This is a genomic window from Arthrobacter globiformis (assembly GCF_030817195.1).
Lineage (GTDB): Bacteria > Actinomycetota > Actinomycetes > Actinomycetales > Micrococcaceae > Arthrobacter > Arthrobacter globiformis_D.
Genome location: NZ_JAUSYZ010000001.1, coordinates 1233866 through 1250031, shown reverse-complemented (window position 1 = coordinate 1250031; position 16166 = coordinate 1233866). Strand labels below are relative to the sequence as shown.

General features: G+C 67.9%; 14 protein-coding genes. 7 read left to right on the top strand and 7 right to left on the bottom strand.

What is annotated here, in order from left to right:
- Window positions 1-28: 28 nt before the first annotated feature.
- Together QF036_RS05735 and QF036_RS05730 are read right to left on the bottom strand one after the other, a co-directional pair.
- Window positions 29-1942 carry an ABC transporter ATP-binding protein gene (locus QF036_RS05735; protein ID WP_307100007.1) on the bottom strand — a complete coding sequence of 638 codons (1914 nt, stop codon included), beginning with the start codon at window positions 1940-1942 and terminating at the stop codon, window positions 29-31.
- Window positions 1939-3603: an ABC-F family ATP-binding cassette domain-containing protein gene (locus QF036_RS05730; RefSeq protein WP_307100005.1), complete on the bottom strand. Its 1665-nt coding sequence runs from the start codon at window positions 3601-3603 to the stop codon at window positions 1939-1941. Before QF036_RS05730 ends, QF036_RS05735 begins: the two co-directional genes overlap by 4 nt.
- 196 nt (window positions 3604-3799) lie before the next feature.
- On the opposite strand from QF036_RS05730, the gene QF036_RS05725 reads away from it, so the two are divergent.
- The 7 genes from QF036_RS05725 (at window position 3800) to QF036_RS05695 (ending at window position 9385) form a co-directional block, all read left to right on the top strand.
- A complete protein-coding gene (locus tag QF036_RS05725; RefSeq protein WP_307100003.1) occupies window positions 3800-4537 on the top strand; it encodes a hypothetical protein in 738 nt (245 codons plus the stop codon).
- Window positions 4534-5268: a hypothetical protein gene (locus tag QF036_RS05720; RefSeq protein WP_307100001.1), complete on the top strand. Its 735-nt coding sequence runs from the start codon at window positions 4534-4536 to the stop codon at window positions 5266-5268. The genes QF036_RS05725 and QF036_RS05720 overlap by 4 nt, the downstream gene beginning before the upstream one ends.
- Window positions 5269-5303: 35 nt before the next feature.
- Entirely contained in the window at window positions 5304-6035 is a 732-nt protein-coding gene (locus tag QF036_RS05715) for a hypothetical protein (RefSeq protein WP_307099999.1), read from the top strand.
- The gene (locus QF036_RS05710) at window positions 6032-6769 is read left to right on the top strand and encodes a hypothetical protein (RefSeq protein WP_307099997.1); all 738 of its coding nucleotides are present in this window, start codon (window positions 6032-6034) and stop codon (window positions 6767-6769) included. The genes QF036_RS05715 and QF036_RS05710 overlap by 4 nt, the downstream gene beginning before the upstream one ends.
- Window positions 6770-7077: 308 nt before the next feature.
- Window positions 7078-7899 carry an amino acid ABC transporter substrate-binding protein gene (locus QF036_RS05705; protein WP_307099995.1) on the top strand — a complete coding sequence of 274 codons (822 nt, stop codon included), beginning with the start codon at window positions 7078-7080 and terminating at the stop codon, window positions 7897-7899.
- Entirely contained in the window at window positions 7900-8565 is a 666-nt protein-coding gene (locus tag QF036_RS05700; RefSeq protein WP_175305015.1) for an amino acid ABC transporter permease, read from the top strand.
- On the top strand, window positions 8552-9385 hold the full coding sequence (locus tag QF036_RS05695) for an amino acid ABC transporter ATP-binding protein (protein ID WP_307099993.1): 834 nt from the start codon (window positions 8552-8554) through the stop codon (window positions 9383-9385). Before QF036_RS05700 ends, QF036_RS05695 begins: the two co-directional genes overlap by 14 nt.
- Window positions 9386-9462: 77 nt before the next feature.
- Here the strand turns inward: QF036_RS05695 and QF036_RS05690 are convergent, their stop codons facing one another.
- The 5 genes from QF036_RS05690 to mobA form a co-directional block, all read right to left on the bottom strand.
- Entirely contained in the window at window positions 9463-12525 is a 3063-nt protein-coding gene (locus tag QF036_RS05690; protein ID WP_307099991.1) for an alpha-mannosidase, read from the bottom strand.
- 176 nt (window positions 12526-12701) lie between these two features.
- Window positions 12702-13574 carry a formate dehydrogenase accessory sulfurtransferase FdhD gene (gene fdhD / locus QF036_RS05685; protein WP_307099988.1) on the bottom strand — a complete coding sequence of 291 codons (873 nt, stop codon included), beginning with the start codon at window positions 13572-13574 and terminating at the stop codon, window positions 12702-12704.
- A gap of 46 nt (window positions 13575-13620) precedes the next feature.
- Complete coding sequence (locus QF036_RS05680) at window positions 13621-15159, bottom strand: molybdopterin molybdotransferase MoeA (RefSeq protein ID WP_307099986.1); 1539 nt, start codon at window positions 15157-15159, stop codon at window positions 13621-13623.
- A complete protein-coding gene (locus tag QF036_RS05675; protein WP_307099985.1) occupies window positions 15156-15503 on the bottom strand; it encodes a DUF6457 domain-containing protein in 348 nt (115 codons plus the stop codon). Before QF036_RS05675 ends, QF036_RS05680 begins: the two co-directional genes overlap by 4 nt.
- 36 nt (window positions 15504-15539) lie before the next feature.
- Window positions 15540-16133 (bottom strand): molybdenum cofactor guanylyltransferase, encoded by a 594-nt coding sequence (gene mobA / locus QF036_RS05670; protein WP_307099982.1) that lies wholly within the window; start codon window positions 16131-16133, stop codon window positions 15540-15542.
- Window positions 16134-16166 lie beyond the last annotated feature (33 nt).

Here is a 16166-nt window from a genome sequence, read left to right as displayed (position 1 = left end):
CGCGGCGCCCTGGACACCGGGCAACGACTCAGTACTCCGGAACGGCTTCCTCCGCCACGGCCGTGGCCTCGGCGAACTGGGTCCGGTACAGCTCGGCATAGCGGCCGTCCGCGGCCAGCAGCTCGGTGTGGGTGCCGCGCTCCACAATTTGTCCGTCCTCCACCACCAGGATGGCGTCAGCCGCCCGGATCGTCGAGAGCCGGTGGGCAATAACGACGGCGGTACGGCCTTCCAGCGCAGCGCCCAGCGCCGCCTGCACGGCGGCTTCGTTCGTGGAGTCCAGCGCGGCGGTGGCTTCGTCGAGGATGACCACGCGGGGCTGGGCGATCAGCAGCCGGGCGATGGTGAGCCGCTGCCGTTCCCCGCCGGAGAGCCGGTAGCCGCGCTCCCCCACCACGGTTTCCAGGCCGTCGGGAAGGGAGCGGATCATGGTTTCGAGCCGGGCCTGGCGCAGCACCTCCCACATGTCCTCGTCGGTGGCCTCCGGGCGGGCCAGCCTGAGGTTGGAGGCGATGGTTTCGTGGAACAGGTGCCCGTCCTGGGTGACCATGCCCAGGGTGGCGCGGATGGAATCGAAGGTCAGGTCGCGCACGTCCAGGCCGGAGGCCGGGGCGGTGCCGCCGAGGCGCACGGCGCCGGAGTCGACGTCGTACAGCCGGGACAGCAACTGCGCCACGGTCGACTTGCCGGCCCCGGAGGAGCCCACCAGAGCGACGGTCTGTCCGGGTTCCACCCGGAAGCTGATGCCGTGCAGCACCTCCTCGCCGCCTCGGGTGTCCAGCGTGGAGACCTCCTCCAGCGAGGCCAGCGAGACCTTGTCCGCGGAGGGATAGGAGAACCGCACGTCGTCGAACTCCACCGCCACGGGCCCGGGCGGGACTGCCAGCGCACCGGGCTTTTCCTGAATGAGGGGCTTGAGGTCCAGGATTTCGAAGACCCGTTCAAAGCTGACCAGGGCACTCATTATTTCAACGCGGGCGTTGGACAGCGCGGTGAGCGGCGCGTACAGGCGGGTAAGCAGCAGCGCCAGCACCACGACATCGCCCGGGGCAAGCTGGCCGCCGATGGCCAGCCAGCCGCCCAGGCCGTAGACCAGGGCCAGGGCCAGGGCGGAGACGAGCGTCAGCGCCGTCACGAACGTGAACTGCAGCATGGCCGTCCGGACGCCGATGTCGCGGACCCGGCCTGCACGGAGCGCGAACTCGCGGGATTCGTCGTCGGGCCGTCCGAAAAGCTTCACCAGGGTGGCTCCGGGGGCGGAGAAGCGCTCGGTCATCTGGGTGCCCATGGCCGCGTTGTGCTCGGCCGCCTCGCGCCGCAGGTCCGCCAGCCGGGAGCCCATCCGCCGGGCGGGGATGAGGAAGATCGGCAGCAGGATCATGGCCAGCACGGTGACCAGCCATGAGGTATTGAGCATCACCACGAGGGTGAGGATGAGGGCCACCACGTTGCTGACCACACCGGACAGGGTTCCGGCGAAGGCGGACTGCGCGCCGATGACGTCGTTGTTGAGGCGGCTGACCAGCGCGCCTGTGCGGGTCCGGGTGAAGAACGCGATGGGCATCCTCTGGACATGATCGAACACCCTGGTGCGGAGGTCCACGATGACACCCTCGCCGATGGTGGAGGACAGCCAGCGGCTCACCATGCCCAGGGCTGCCTCGGCAACCGCCACGCCGGCGATCAGCGCCGCCAGCCGGATCACTTCGCCGGCATTGGCGCGGGCAACGATCGTGTTGACCACCTGGCCGGCGAGCACCGGCGTGGCCACCGCCAGGAAGGCCATGGCGACGGACACGGCCACGAACGCGATCAGCCTGCCGCGGTGCGGCCGGGCAAAGCCGAGGACGCGCTTGAGGGTCTCCTTGGAGAACGGCCGGGAGCCGCTCTTGGCCCGGGTGATGTTGTAAAGCGAGCGCCAGGCGACGCCGTCCATGCTCATCTGTTCTGCTCCATCTTGCCTGCCGCCAGTTCGGTGACGACGCCGTTGTCCACGTTCCAGCGCACGTCCAGGCGGACGTTTTCCAGCAGCCGCCGGTCGTGGGTGACCAGCAGCAGGGCGCCGTCGTAGCTTTCCAATGCTTCTTCCAGCTGTTCGATGGCCGGGAGGTCCAGGTGGTTGGTGGGCTCGTCCAGGACCAGCAGGTTCACTCCTTGGGCCTGCAGCAAGGCCAGGGCGGCGCGGGTCCGCTCCCCCGGCGACAGCGAGTCCACGGTTCGGGCGGTATGGTCCGCCTTGAGTCCGAACTTCGCCAGCAGCGTGCGGACCTCGGCGGACGTGTAATCCGTCAGGACGGCTTCGACGGCGTCAGCCAGCAGCAGGTGCCCGGCCAGCAGCCCGCGGACCTGGTCGATCTCGCCGACGGCCACGGACACACCACGGGAAGCGTCGCCGGAGTCCGGTGCCTGCGTCCCCAGGAGCAGCCGGAGCAGCGTCGACTTGCCGGCCCCGTTCGGACCGGTGATGCCGATCCGCTCGCCGGCGTTGAGCTGCAGGTTCACCGGGCCCAGGGTGAAGCTGCCCTGCCGGACCACGGCATCGCGCAGCGTTGCCACCACCGAACTGGACCGCGGCGCCTGGCCGATAGTGAACTGCAGCTGCCATTCTTTGCGCGGTTCTTCCACCACGTCCAGGCGGGCGATGCGCGATTCCATCTGCCGGACCTTCTGGGCCTGCTTCTCGGACGATTCGGTGCTGGCCGCGCGGCGGATCTTGTCGTTGTCAGGGCTTTTCCGCATCGCGTTCCGGACGCCCTGCGAGCTCCATTCCCGCTGGGTCCGGGCCCGGGACACCAGGTCCGCCTTGGTCGAGGCGAATTCCTCGTACCGTTCACGGGCGTGCCGGCGGGCGACGGCCCGTTCCTCCAGGAAGGCCTCATAGCCGCCGTCGTACACGGCCACGGAGTTCTGGGCGAGGTCCAGTTCCACGATGGAGGTCACGCAGCGGGCGAGGAACTCGCGGTCGTGGGAGACCAGCACCACGCCGCCGCGAAGGCCCTGCACGAATGCTTCCAGCTTGGCCAGGCCGTCCAGGTCAAGATCGTTGGTGGGCTCGTCCAGGAGCACGACGTCGAAGCGGCTCAGCAGCAGGGCGGCGAGCGCCACGCGGGCAGCCTGGCCGCCGGACAGCCCGGTCATTTCGGCGTCGGGACCGACGTCCAGGCCCAGGTCCGCGAGGACGGGGGCTATCCGTTCGTCCAGGTCCGCGGCGCCTGAGGCCATCCACCGGTCAAAGGCCACCGAGTAGGCGTCGTCGGCTCCGGGCGCCCCCGACCCCAGGGCCTCGGCCGTGGATTCCATTTCAGCGGTGGCTTGGGCGCAGCCGGTGCGGCGGGCGATGTAGGCGGCGACCGTTTCGCCGGCCTTGCGTTCGTGTTCCTGTGGCAGCCAGCCCACGAAGGCGTCGGCCGGCGCGAGGCTGACGGTGCCGTCCTGCGCCTGGTCCACGCCGGCAAGGAGCCGCAGCAGCGTGGACTTGCCGGCACCGTTGGCGCCGACCACGCCGACAACGTCCCCGGGAGCCACTGTGAGGGACAGCCCGGAGAAGAGGGTGCGGTGATCATGACCGCCCGAAAGGTCCTTCGCAACAAGGGTTGCAGTCATCAATCCATCCTCTCACCGCTGCCCGTTTTTACCCGAAAATTCAGGCGGGCATGAAAGAACCCGCTGGTCCGGACTTGGGGGGTGTACGGACCAGCGGGTTCGACCATTTAGCATAGTTGAAGCGGCGCGCTACGTAAAATCGAGGCCGGCGGGCCGCGTCTCCGCACCACCCCCGCCCGTCAGCAGAGAGCGTTCCATGCCCCTATCCGCCAAGGCCTTCCAGCACTGGCTGCACGGCATCGCGCCGGACGCCAGCGTTGCTGATGTGGCGAGGGCTTCAGGGGTCAAGCGCTCCACCCTGGCCCAGCAGCTGGTCCGCGGCAAGGTGGCCGAGGCAACCGTTGTGGGGATCAGCCGGGCCTTCAATATCAATCCGGTGGCAGCGCTGGGCTCCTTTGAGCGGTATCGGGATCTGGGAAAACCGCCGGTCCCGCCCACACTGCAGGAACTGGTCAGCCAGATCGCCACGGCGGACCTGCTGCACGCCATCATTGCGCGCACCGAGCCGGACACCGGCACAGACAATGGCACGGGTCCGCCCGAACTCAGCCCGCCGCCCCACCCCACCTCCGTGAAGAACTGGGTGGATGCAATCGACGACGGCGAACTCCGCCACCGGGTCTCCGCCGCCACCGGCGTCGCCCCGCAGAACTACTCAGCACAGCTGACGGCCAACCGGCTTGCCCCGGAACTGGCCGTCGCCACGTCACGGGCAGCCGGCGTCGGACTGGCCAGCGGGCTGGTGGCCACCGGCCTGGTGACCGAAACGGAAGCCGGCTGGCCACCCGGCGCACGGCAGGCGGCCCTCGACCTGCTGACCGACGGCGAACTGGCCGTTCTGGCCGGCGAGCGCCTCCAAGCGCTCGGCAAGGCCCTGCGCCGGCAGGAACACGACCAACGACAAACCGAAACGATCTGGGAGAACCTCGGATGATTGAAATCCTGCAATGGACCACCCTGATCGCATCCGGCGCCGCCGCGCTGAGCCGGATCCCGAACCTGGTCCGCCGGAAAAACAGGTCCATCTTCTATGCCCTGGCGCTTCTGACGCTGGCCATCCTGCTGAGCATCCGCGGTCCCTACCTGGCGATCGATGCCCTGCTGGGCGGCACCAACGTGGCCAACCTCCTGCTGCGCTTCATCATCTTCGGGGCGATCTTCTTCCTTGGCCTTCGGATTGCGGCCGGGTTTGGGGACAGCCGTGGAGTCCAGCTGATCCGGGGCCGCGCCGGCATGCTTGCCCTGGGACTGATTTCTGCCGTGCTAGTGGTGTGCTTTGTCCTGATGGACACGTCGGGGTCATCGGCGGGGCTCGTGGACGTGGCAGCCACAAATCAACAGAACGCCATTCTCGTCGAGTACTACGGCGCCGCGGGCCGCGCCTACCCGGCTTACGTGTGCCTGGCGATCCTGCCGGGGATGCTGCGGGCCATCAGGAGCCCGCTGCCCGCCATGCTCCGGATCAGCGCGGCGTTTCTGGCCGTGGGCAGCATCGCGATCCCCCTATCGTTGCTGTTCCCTGTCGTCCCGCCTGGGCTGGGATTCCTGCGCTTCGTTGTCAATTACACAGCCATCCTGTGCTTTGTGGCAGGCCTGGCACTCATCTGGATAGCCAGCGGCCGGGCCGGCCGGAAGCACGGGCGTGTGTCCGCCCAACGCCGTTAGTATGGGTCAAACATTCGTTCATCAGAGAGCGTTTCATGCCCCTCCCCGCCAAAGCATTCCAGCGCTGGCTTAGTGGCGTAGCACCGGATACCAGCACGGCCGATATTTGCAGGGTCTCGGGAGTCAAGCGGACCACCCTCGCCCAGCAGATGGTGAGGGGGAAGGTTGCCGAGACCACGGTCGTGAGCATCAGCCGGGCCTACAACATCAATCCGGTTGCCGCACTGGCCACTTTCGACACCTACAGCGACCTCGCCAGTTCCTCCCTGCCTCCCACCGACAAGGAACTGGTCAGCCAAATCGCCACCGTCGACCTGCTGCGGGCCGTCATTGTCCGCACCGCGCCGGCAGATTCCACCGGCTCGGGCCAGCCTGAACTCAGCCCGCCTCCGCATGCCACCTCCGTGAAGAACTGGGTGGATGCAATCGACGACGGTGAACTCCGCCACCGGGTCTCCGCCGCCACCGGCGTCGCCCCGCAGAACTACTCAGCACAGCTGACGGCCAACCGGCTTGCCCCGGAATTGGCCGTCGCCACCTCACGGGCAGCCGGCGTCGGACTGGCCAGCGGGCTGGTGGCCACCGGACTGGTGACCGAAACGGAAGCCGGCTGGCCACCCGGCGCCCGGCAAGCGGCCCTCGACCGGCTCAGCGACGGCGACCTTACCGCACTGGCCGGCGAGCGCCTCCAGGCGATGGGCAGGACCCTGCGACGGCAGGAACAGGACCAGGAACAGACCGAACGAATCTGGGAGAACCTGGTGTGAGCGAGATTCTCCCGTGGATAACCCTGGTGGTTTGCGCCGCTGCCGCCCTGGCCCGGATCCCGAGCACCGTGCGTGGAGTCAATCCGGCCCTGTTCTTCATTTTCCTGCTCGCGACGGCCGCCGCGGTCCTGAGCATCGAACAGTTCTATGTGGCCATCGACGGGGCACTGGGCGGCATCAACATTGCCCACGTCCTGCTGCGCCTGATTGTCTTCGCCACGATCTACCTCATCGCAGTCCGCGTCACCAAGGGGTTTGGTGCCCCCGACGCCCACCGCATGATCGCCGGCCCTCCCGGCCTGGCCGCGCTCGCGATTTTCTCCGTGGCCCTGGTAACGGTCTTCCTCATGATGGACGCCGCCGCGTCGTCGGTCCGCTTCCAGGACGCCGGGGCGGTCAGCCCGCGGAATGAGGCCCTGCTGCCCTTTTACTGGGCCGCGGCCCGGGGTTACCTGGCGTATGTCTCCCTCGCCCTGCTGCCTGCCCTGCTCCGCAGCGTCAAGGAACGCCTGCCTCCGCTGGTCAGGACCGGGGCTGCCCTGATGGCGGCCGGAGCAGCAGCCACTGTCGCCGGTCTCTTCCTTGAGTTTGCGCCCGCGCAGCTGCTCCCCGCGGCGCCGGCGGTGAACAACGGGGCGGTGGTTTTCTACACATCCGGCCTCGTCATGGTCTGGCTGGCACGGGTAAAAGCCGCCCAGCGCAGGAGTCACGGAACGTCATCTACCGGAAGGTAGCAAACCGGGATTCACAAAATCATTAGACCGTGAGAGAATCATGAATGTGTGAAAGCAGTTGCTGCCTGGCTCACAAGCTGTGGCGCCTGCCGGATCGCACATTGGGGGGATGAGTGGTGGCGGCCGTTGGGGACCGCCCCCACTCAGCCTTTTTAACGACCCTCCCTTAGGGAGCCGCCGACCCGTATGGCGCCCCCGTATGATGGCGAAATAAAACGTCTTTTCAAATGCGTTGCAGGCAGTAGCGTCGCAGGCGGACCCGCCCGCCGCGCCCGCACCGCCGCCGCCTGAAGAAGAAGGTATTCGCCATGAACCGTGTCCCCTCCCGCCGCTCCGCCCTTGCGGCCGCCCTCGCCGGACTGGCCCTGGCTCTGACGGCCTGCGGCGGCGGTTCCTCCCAGGCACCGGCCGCCAGCAGCTCCGACACCTCGCTCAGCGACGTGAAGGCCAAGGGCGAGATCGTCGTCGCCACCGAGGGCACCTACAAGCCCTTCTCCTTCCACGCCGAAGGAGCAGGCGACCTGACGGGCTACGACGTGGAGATCGCCCGCGCAGTTGCCGAGAAGCTGGGCGTGAAGGCCACCTTCCGGGAGACCCAGTTCGACGGCATCTTCGCCGGCCTCGACGCCAAGCGCTTCGACACCATCGCCAACCAGATCTCCATCAACGACGAACGCAAAGCCAAGTACGACTTCTCCAAGCCGTACACCGTCTCCACGGGCGTGATCGTGACGAAGGCGGACAACAACAGCATTACCGGCTTTGACAGCCTCAAGGGCAAGACCACAGCCCAGTCGCTCACCAGCAACTTCTACAAGATGGCCGTCGACGCCGGCGCCAACGTCCAGTCCGTAGAGGGCTGGGCCCAGGGCGTCGCGCTGGTCCGGCAGGGACGCGTGGACGCCATCGTCAACGACAAGCTCACCTACCTCGACTACGCCAAGACGAACCCGGACGCCGGGCTGAAGATTGCCGCCGAAACCACGGAGAAGTCCGAAAGCGCCTTTGTGTTCCGCAAGGGTTCCACGGAGCTCACCAGAGCGGTGGACAAGGCGCTGGACGACCTCCGCACCGACGGGACGCTGGCCAAGATCTCGGAGAAGTACTTCGGCACGGACGTCACCAAGTAGATGCCGTTGAACTGGGATCTCATCTGGAGCTCCTTCGGCCCTATTGTCACGGGTGCCATCACCGGCACCATCCCGCTGACGCTGGCGTCGTTCGTGATCGGCCTTGCCCTGGCCCTGCTGGTGGCGCTGATGCGCCTGAGCCGGAACGCCGTGGTGTCCGGCGTGGCGCGGTTCTACGTTTCGGTGATCCGCGGCACGCCGCTGCTGGTGCAGCTGTTTGTGATCTTCTACGGCCTGCCCAGCCTGGGCGTGAAGCTTGACCCGTGGCCCAGTGCCATCATCGCCTTTTCGCTCAACGTTGGCGGTTATGCTGCCGAGGTCATCCGCGCCGCCATCCTGTCGGTGCCCAAGGGGCAGTGGGAAGCCGGCCACACCATCGGCATGTCCCGTGGCCAGTCGCTGCGCCGCATCATCCTGCCACAGGCTGCGAGGGTGTCCGTGCCGCCGCTGTCCAACACCTTCATTTCGCTGGTCAAGGACACGTCCCTGGCCTCGCTGATCCTGGTCACGGAGCTCTTCCGCAACGCCCAGCAGATCGCGGCCTTCAGCCAGGAGTTCATGGCGCTCTACCTCGAGGCTGCCCTGGTCTACTGGGTGATCTGCCTGGCGCTCTCTTCCGGGCAGTCCGTCCTTGAAAGGAGACTGGACCGCTATGTCGCCCACTGACGGAGCAGCACACGAGGCAGCCGGAGCCACATCACAGGCCAGGCCCGTGCTGTCGGTCCGGAACCTCGCGAAGGCATTCGGCAGCAATGTGGTGCTGCGGGACATCGACCTCGACGTGCGCCGGGGCAACGTGGTGGCCCTGATCGGGCCGTCAGGTTCCGGCAAGACCACCGTGCTGCGCTCACTCAACGGACTGGAAACGCCCGACGCCGGGACGGTTACCTTTGCGGGGCCGGGCACCTCCGCAGGGCCGGGCACCGATCTGTCGCTGGATTTCTCCGCCAGGGTCTCCAAGAAGGAGATTTCAGATCTGCGGGACCGCAGCGCCATGGTGTTCCAGCACTACAACCTGTTCCCGCACATGACCGTCCTGCAGAACGTCATCGAAGGACCCGTCCAGGTCCAGAAGCGCAAGCGGGCCGAGGCGGTGGCCGAGGCCGAAAAGCTGCTCGCCAGGGTGGGACTGGCGGACAAACGCGACGCCTACCCGTTCGAGCTCTCCGGCGGCCAGCAGCAGCGGGTAGGGATCGTGCGTGCCCTGGCCCTGAAGCCCCAGCTGCTGCTGTTCGACGAGCCAACCTCGGCGCTGGACCCGGAACTCGTGGGCGAGGTCCTGGGCGTCATCCAGGAACTGGCCGACGAGGGATGGACCATGGTCATCGTCACCCACGAGCTTGCCTTCGCCCGCCAGGTAGCGGACGAGGTCATCTTCATGGACGGCGGCCTCGTGGTGGAGCGCGGACCGGCCGCCGAAGTCCTCCGCGCGCCGCGGCAGGAGCGGACCCGGCAGTTCGTCCGGCGCCTGCTGCATGAGTTCTGAGCGCCGGTAGCGCCGGCAGCGACCGCCTGACGTGTCGGGGGCGCTGCCGGCAGAACCAGCTCAACAGAAAACAGCGCTTAGCGGGCGAGCCTCAGTGTCACCAGCTGAAACGGCCGCAGGGTGAGCTCGGCGGAGTCCGCCCCGGCCACCACGCCCGTCGCCTCAACCGGCCGCTCGAGCAGGTCCACGGTCTGGATTCCAGTGGCCGGGAAGTTGGCTGTGAGCCGTCCGGCCGAACGCTGGCCGAGTGATTCGTACAGCCGGACGATGACGTCGCCGGAGCCGTCCTCGGCCAGCTTTACGGCTTCTATCACCAGGGCCGGATTGTCCACCGTAACCAGCGCCTCGGCCGGGCGGGCGCCCCGCACCGTCCTCGGCGCGAGGTTGGCGCGGTAGCCCTCCTCCACTGCCTCCGCGATTCCCGCTGCCGGGCGGACCCAGACGTCAAGCACGTGCCTGCCGCGGTCGGCCTGGGGGTCCGGGAACTTTGCTGCCCGCAGCAGCGAGAGCCGGACGGTGGTGGTGGTCCCGCCGTCGTCCCGGACAGACCGGGCGACGTCGTGCCCGTAGGTGGAGGCGTTGGCGATGGCCACGCCGTACCCGGGTTCGGCGACGTGGATCCAGCGGTGCGCGCAGATTTCGAATTTCGCCGCCTCCCATGAGGTGTTCACGTGGGTGGGCCGGAAGACGTGGCCGAACTGGGTCTCCGCCGCCGAGCGGTCGGCCCGCAGGTCCAGCGGGAATCCCAGCTTGAGGAGCTTCTCCCGTTCCTGCCAGTCGACCTCAGTGGAGATTCCCAGCGACGGGCTGCCCGCCGCCAGCGTGATGCGCTGGGTGATGCGGGAGGAGCCGGTGAGGCGTTCCACCACGACGACGGCGTCCCCGCCGTGCCGCTCCAGCCGCACCTCCGCGGCGTCGGTAAGGCTGGTGACGTTCCGCCGGTAGAACTCGTCAATATCCCAGGCGTCCCATTCGTTGGGGGTGTCACGGTGCAGTTCCAGATGGTTTCCGAACTGGCCGGGGGCGATGGCTTCGCGGCCTGACCCGTGATCCCGCAGTGAGGTCAGGAGCCCGTTGTCATCCAGCACGGCACGGATCACGCCGTTGTCCAGGACAAAGCCGCCGTCCAGCGGCGTAGCCTCAACCTCATCCTTGGCTGACGCGGCGTCCTGGATTGACACTGCGTCCCGGGTCGACACAGGCACACCGGCCGCGAGCGCCGGGACTCCCAGGCGACCATGGGGGCTGGCGTTGAGCAGGAACTCCTGGGTCCCCTCGCCAAGGAGGGCCGCGGCAGCCTCGCTGATGAGCGATTCCAACCCCTTGGCCACGGCTGCGTAGTTCCGTTCGGCGTCCTGGTGCACCCAGGCGATGGCGCTGCCCGGCAGGATGTCGTGGAATTGCTGCAGCAGGACCAGCTGCCACAGCCGCTTCAGCTCGGCCGCGGGGTACGTGTACTCCGCGCCGCAGCGGACGGCGGCGGTGGCGCACCACAGCTCCGCCTCGCGGAGGAGGTGCTCGGACCGGCGGTTGCCCTGCTTGGTCCTGGCCTGGCTTGTATAGGTGCCGCGGTGCAGCTCGAGGTACATCTCCCCCACCCAGACCGGCAGCGCTTTGTACTCGGCCTCGGCCTGTTCAAAGAAGCTGCCAGGCGTTCCGATCCGGACTTTCGGCGAGCCTTCCAGGTCGGCCGCGCGGTGCGCGGCAGCGACCATCTCCCGCGTCGGTCCGCCGCCGCCGTCGCCATAGCCGAAGGGAACCAGCGAGATGGTGCCGCGCCCGTGGTCCCGGTAGTTGCGCTCGGCGTGCGCCAGATCCCGGCCGCTGAGCACGGAGTTGTATGTGTCCACCGGCGGGAAGTGCGTGAAGATGCGGGTGCCGTCAATGCCTTCCCAGTTGAAGGTATGGTGCGGCATCCGGTTGATCTGGTTCCAGGAGATCTTCTGGGTCAGGAACCAGCGGCTGCCGGCGGCCTTGACGATCTGCGGCAGGGCTGCGGAGTAACCGAAGGAGTCCGGCAGCCAGGCTTCCCTGCACTCGACGTCGAATTCCTTGAGGAAGAAGCTCTTGCCTTCCACGAACTGCCGGGCCATGGCCTCCCCGCCTGGCATGTTGGTGTCGGATTCCACCCACATGCCGCCCACGGGAATGAACTGGCCTGACTTCACCTTTTCCCGGATGCGTCCGAAGAGCTCCGGGTAGTATTCCTTGATCCAGGCCAGCTGCTGGGCCGAGGAGCAGGAGAACACGAAGTCCGGGTCCTCGTCCATGAGGGCAACCACGTTGGAAAAAGTCCGGGCACACTTGCGCATGGTCTCCCGCACCGGCCACAGCCAGGCCGAGTCGATGTGCGCGTGCCCGGTGGCGATCAGCCGGTGGGCGGACGCGTAGGCAGGCCTGGCCAGCACTTCGGCCAGCGCTTCCCGTCCGGCCGCTGCCGTGCCCGCGACGTCGTCGGGGTCCATGGTGTCCATCATGCGCTCGAGGGCGCGGAGGATCTCGTGCCGGCGTGGCAGTTCCGTGGGCAGCTCGTGCATGAGGCCGCTGAGCGTCAGCACGTCCTGCTGGAGCTCCCACACGTCGCGGTTCAGTTCGGCAATGGCGATGCTGCCCAGGCGGTACTGCGGTTCGGTTCCGGCGGTGGCCTTGTCCCCGTACGGCGTCGCTGCGAAGCTCCAGCCCTGGGCGACGTCGGGGTTGGCTGCTGCCTCCACATAGAAGTCCACGGCCAGGCCGCTGCCCAGAAGCTTCAGTGGGATGTGCTGGTTGCGGGGCGAGATGGCCTTGATGATGGTGCCGTCCGGGCGCCACGCGATTCCCTCGCACTGGAAGCCGGGAATCTCCGTGGTGAAGCCGAGGTCCACCACGATCTCCACCTCGGTCTCCGGGGCGGCACCCCAGGCATCCGGCACCTCCCCCTGGAGCCGCAGCCATTTTGTGCTCCACGGACGTCCCCAGGCGGCACCGTGTTCCTGCGGCGTAAACTCCTGGCGCAACGCCTCCAGAACCGGGACGGGTTCATCCGGAACGTCCCAGCTGCTGAGCTCCAGCGGCACGCTGCGACCATAGATGGCGGGGCCAATCCGTTCGCGGAGAAAGCGGTCCAGGCGGACTTCCGTGATCCGGCGGTCGTCGTGCAATGTGTACCTCTTTAGTACGTGAAAGCACAAGCGGGCTGTGCTGGCTTTCGTGCGGGCATGGGGGTCGCGGTCAGCTTGGGTCCTGGCAGTTCAGCTGCCGTCTGAGCGGATCAACGCTTCCATTCGATGGATAAAATCTACCGCTTTGGCATCCGGCCGCCAAGGCCCCACGCCCGCTACCGCGGCACCGGCGCAGGCGTCGAAATGCGGCCGGAACCCGCGTAGACATTCAGGCTGGTTCCCCGACTGAAGCCGGCAAGGGTGACACCGGTGGACTCGGCCAGCTCCACTGCCAGGCTTGAGGGTGCGCTCACCGCGGCGAGCACCGGGATGCCAGCCAGTGCGGCCTTCTGGACGAGTTCGAAGGAGGCCCGGCCCGATACCTGGAGCACGGTGTTGGTGAGCGGCAGCCGCCGTTCACGCAGGGCCCAGCCAACGACCTTGTCCACCGCGTTGTGCCGGCCCACGTCCTCCCGCAGGCACAGCAGCTCCGCACCGCCGTCGTCGTCGATCCTGAACAGTCCGGCAGCGTGCACTCCCCCGGTCACTTCGAAGACTGCCTGCGCCTCCCGCAGCCGGTCCGGCAGGGAGGCGAGCGTTTCGACCGGAACGGTGAGCCGGTCGGCGGCGGGGTTGAAGTGCGAGGACTTGGTCACCGATTCAATGGAGTCGGTGCCGCAGATTCCGCACGAGCTGGAGGTGTATACGTGCCGGCCCGTGTCCGGCAGGGGCACATCGGGCCGCAACTGGGCTTCGACCACGTTAAATGTCTGGACCCCGTTTTCGTCCTCACCGGCGCAGAACCTGAGCGAGATCAGCTGGTCGGCGTCCCAGATGACGCCCTCTGAGACGAGGAAACCTGCCACCAGGTCGAAATCGTCCCCGGGCGTGCGCATGGTGACTGAGAAGGACAGGTTGCCCAGCCGGATTTCAAGCGGTTCCTCCACGGCGAGCACGTCTTCCCGATGCCTGACGGGGAACTCCAATGCCGCGGCCGAGCCGTCCAGGACATAGCGGTGCACTTTGCGTCGTTGCGTTACGCGGCCCATGCGAGACTCCGCGCTGAGTGGCTGTTCATGACTCCATCATTGCATCTCAGTCGAGCAGGGCACTCCAGTCCACGGGACCGCTTTGGGCTGCCTGCTTGGCAGAGGTGCGGGAGGAGGACTTCCGCGCCGGGCTCTTGGACTTGGGTTCAGCGCTCTTGGGCTCGGGAATGGGCGGACTCCAGGGCAGGGCGAAAGCCGGCACCATCTCGCCCAACTGCACGCCGTGCGGCGGTACCACCAGGACGCCGTCGGCGGACGCCAGTCCACGCATCATGCCGGGGCCGGTGTGCTGCGCAGGCGACGCCATGCCGTAGAGGAGCCGGAAGGGCATCAGCCGGGTGCGGCCGGGGTCGGGTTCGAGCATGGTTCCGGAGGGAACTTCCCGGACCGGCGGCAGCTGGCCATGTCCAAGGGCGGCCAGGAGCGGCGCGCCCACCGTGGACAATGCCATCATGGCGGCCAGGGGGTTGCCCGGCAGCCCCAGCACAAAACGCCCGTCGGGCAGTTCGGCGAGGACGGCCGGGTGTCCCGGCCGCATTGCCACGCCGTCAATGATCAGCCGTCCGCCCAGCTCAGCCACGGCTCGCCTGAAGTGGTCGGTGCCGGACCGGCCGGTGCCGCCGGTGGTGATGACGACGTCGGCCGGCAAGTTTTGTGCCTCGGCGATGCCTGAGTCCTCGAGGCCCTCCAGCCATTCCGCGTAGCCGTCGCCGATGCGGACCTGTTCCCGGCACAGGCCGCCCAGCATTTCCACCACTGTGGCCAGCTGCGGTCCGAACGTGTCACGCACCCGCCCGGGCTGGGGCACTCCCTGCTCCACCACTTCGGAGCCAGTCAGCAGCAGTTTCACCACCGGTTTGCCGATGACCTCCACCTCGTCATACCCGGCGAGGGCGGCGAGGGCCACATGGGCGGGGTTAAGCACGACGCCGGCCCTGACCAGCACGTCCCCGGCAGCCGCCTCTTCTGCGGCCTTGCGGATGTGCTGGCCGTTCCTCGGTTCGCCGGGCCGGGCGGTGCCGCCCAGTGTCAGGACAGGCAGCCCGTCGTCGTCCGTGGAGATCACGCCGCTTTCGGTGCGCAGCACCGCCTTGGCACCGGGGGGAATCAGTCCGCCCGTTACGATCACGCTCGCCTGGTGCGGTGCCAGACGCTGCCCCGGCTCGGCCAGGATCCACGGACCTGTTCCGTTAACGGCCCAGCCGTCCATGGCGGACGACGCGTAGTGCGGCATGTCCTGGTGAGCGGTGATGTCCGCGGCCAAGGTCCGGCCCACGGCGTCCCGCAGGGGAACGGGTGCCGCGGGTATCGGGGCAGCGCAGTCGAAGGCGGCCTGCCGGGCCTCCTCCCAGGTGTGCGCCAGGTGCTTGGCATGCGTGTCCGGCTCCCCCACCGCGCCGGGTTCGGTGTCGGGACGGGGTTCCACGCCGGAACCGGGCTCGGTGTCGGGACCGGGTTCTACGCCTGAACCTGGTCCGGCGCCGGGACCGGAAGCAGTGCCGCCGCCGGCAGCAATCGCGTCCCTGGCGGGGGTTGCCTCCGCGGAGTAGGGGTCGTCAGAGCGCTGCTCGGGCGCGGCTGTCATTCCCCCGGAGTCCCGCTTGGCGCCGAGGTGCCGGCGGAGCCCACGGCCGGGCTACCTGCAGCAGCCTGCGCCTCATCGGCCGCGTAGGCCTTGGCAACGGCACGGGCCACATCCATGGCACTTTGCATGGCCTGGACGTCAGGCGCCTGGCCCGAAGCGCAGTCGAGGCCGGCGGCGAGCCCGGCTATGAAGGTTGTGAGCGGCGCCGCTGGACGCACCACGGAGTGCGCAGCCACTCCCGCGACGGACAACACCTCGTTGATGTCCACGTCCACATCCTCGAGCTCAAAGGCCCGCAGCAGCAGACGGCACCATTCCTCGAGCGTCTCGTCCTGGCTTTTCATGCCTGCCTCCAAATTCACGGCGGTCCGGAATGCGGGTCATTGCTCCCGGACAGCTACTCCCAACGCGGCCGCATCGTCCCACGTGTCCACGTCGTCCGTGGAGCCGGCGGGGACAACCACAGCCTGCACGTCAAGACTAGCAAGGAGGGCGAAGACTGACCCGTGCACCAGGGCGTTGCGTGCGGCGGCAGCCTGCACGGCGCGTTCTAGCGCGGCTGTGCTATAAAAACCCGCCAGCGGCTGCAGTCGCCCGTCGGCCGATGCCGCCATGACGCCGTCAGCACCAGTGCCGGGGAGGGCGTCCAGGAGCGCGCGGACCGCATCGCCGACGCGCGGCATGTCGCACGCGAGGACCAGGACCAGGTCCGCGGGGCCTGCACCCCTGAGCGCGTCAAGGCCGGCAGCGATTGCCGCGGCCGGACCTGCAAAGGGCGGATCCTCACGCGAGGTGAGAACACCACCGGGAAGGCCCGCCGCCTCAGGTCCCACCACAACAGTGTGCCGGGCTTCCGCGGCCGCCGCGAGGGAGCGCTCAAGGAGGGTGGCGCCGTCGAACAACAGGGCAGACTTGGGTGCGCCACCCAGCCGCGAGGAGCGGCCGCCGGCCAGGATTACTGCGTCAAAGTCCACACACCCAGCGTAACGCTGTGAGGCTCAGACCAG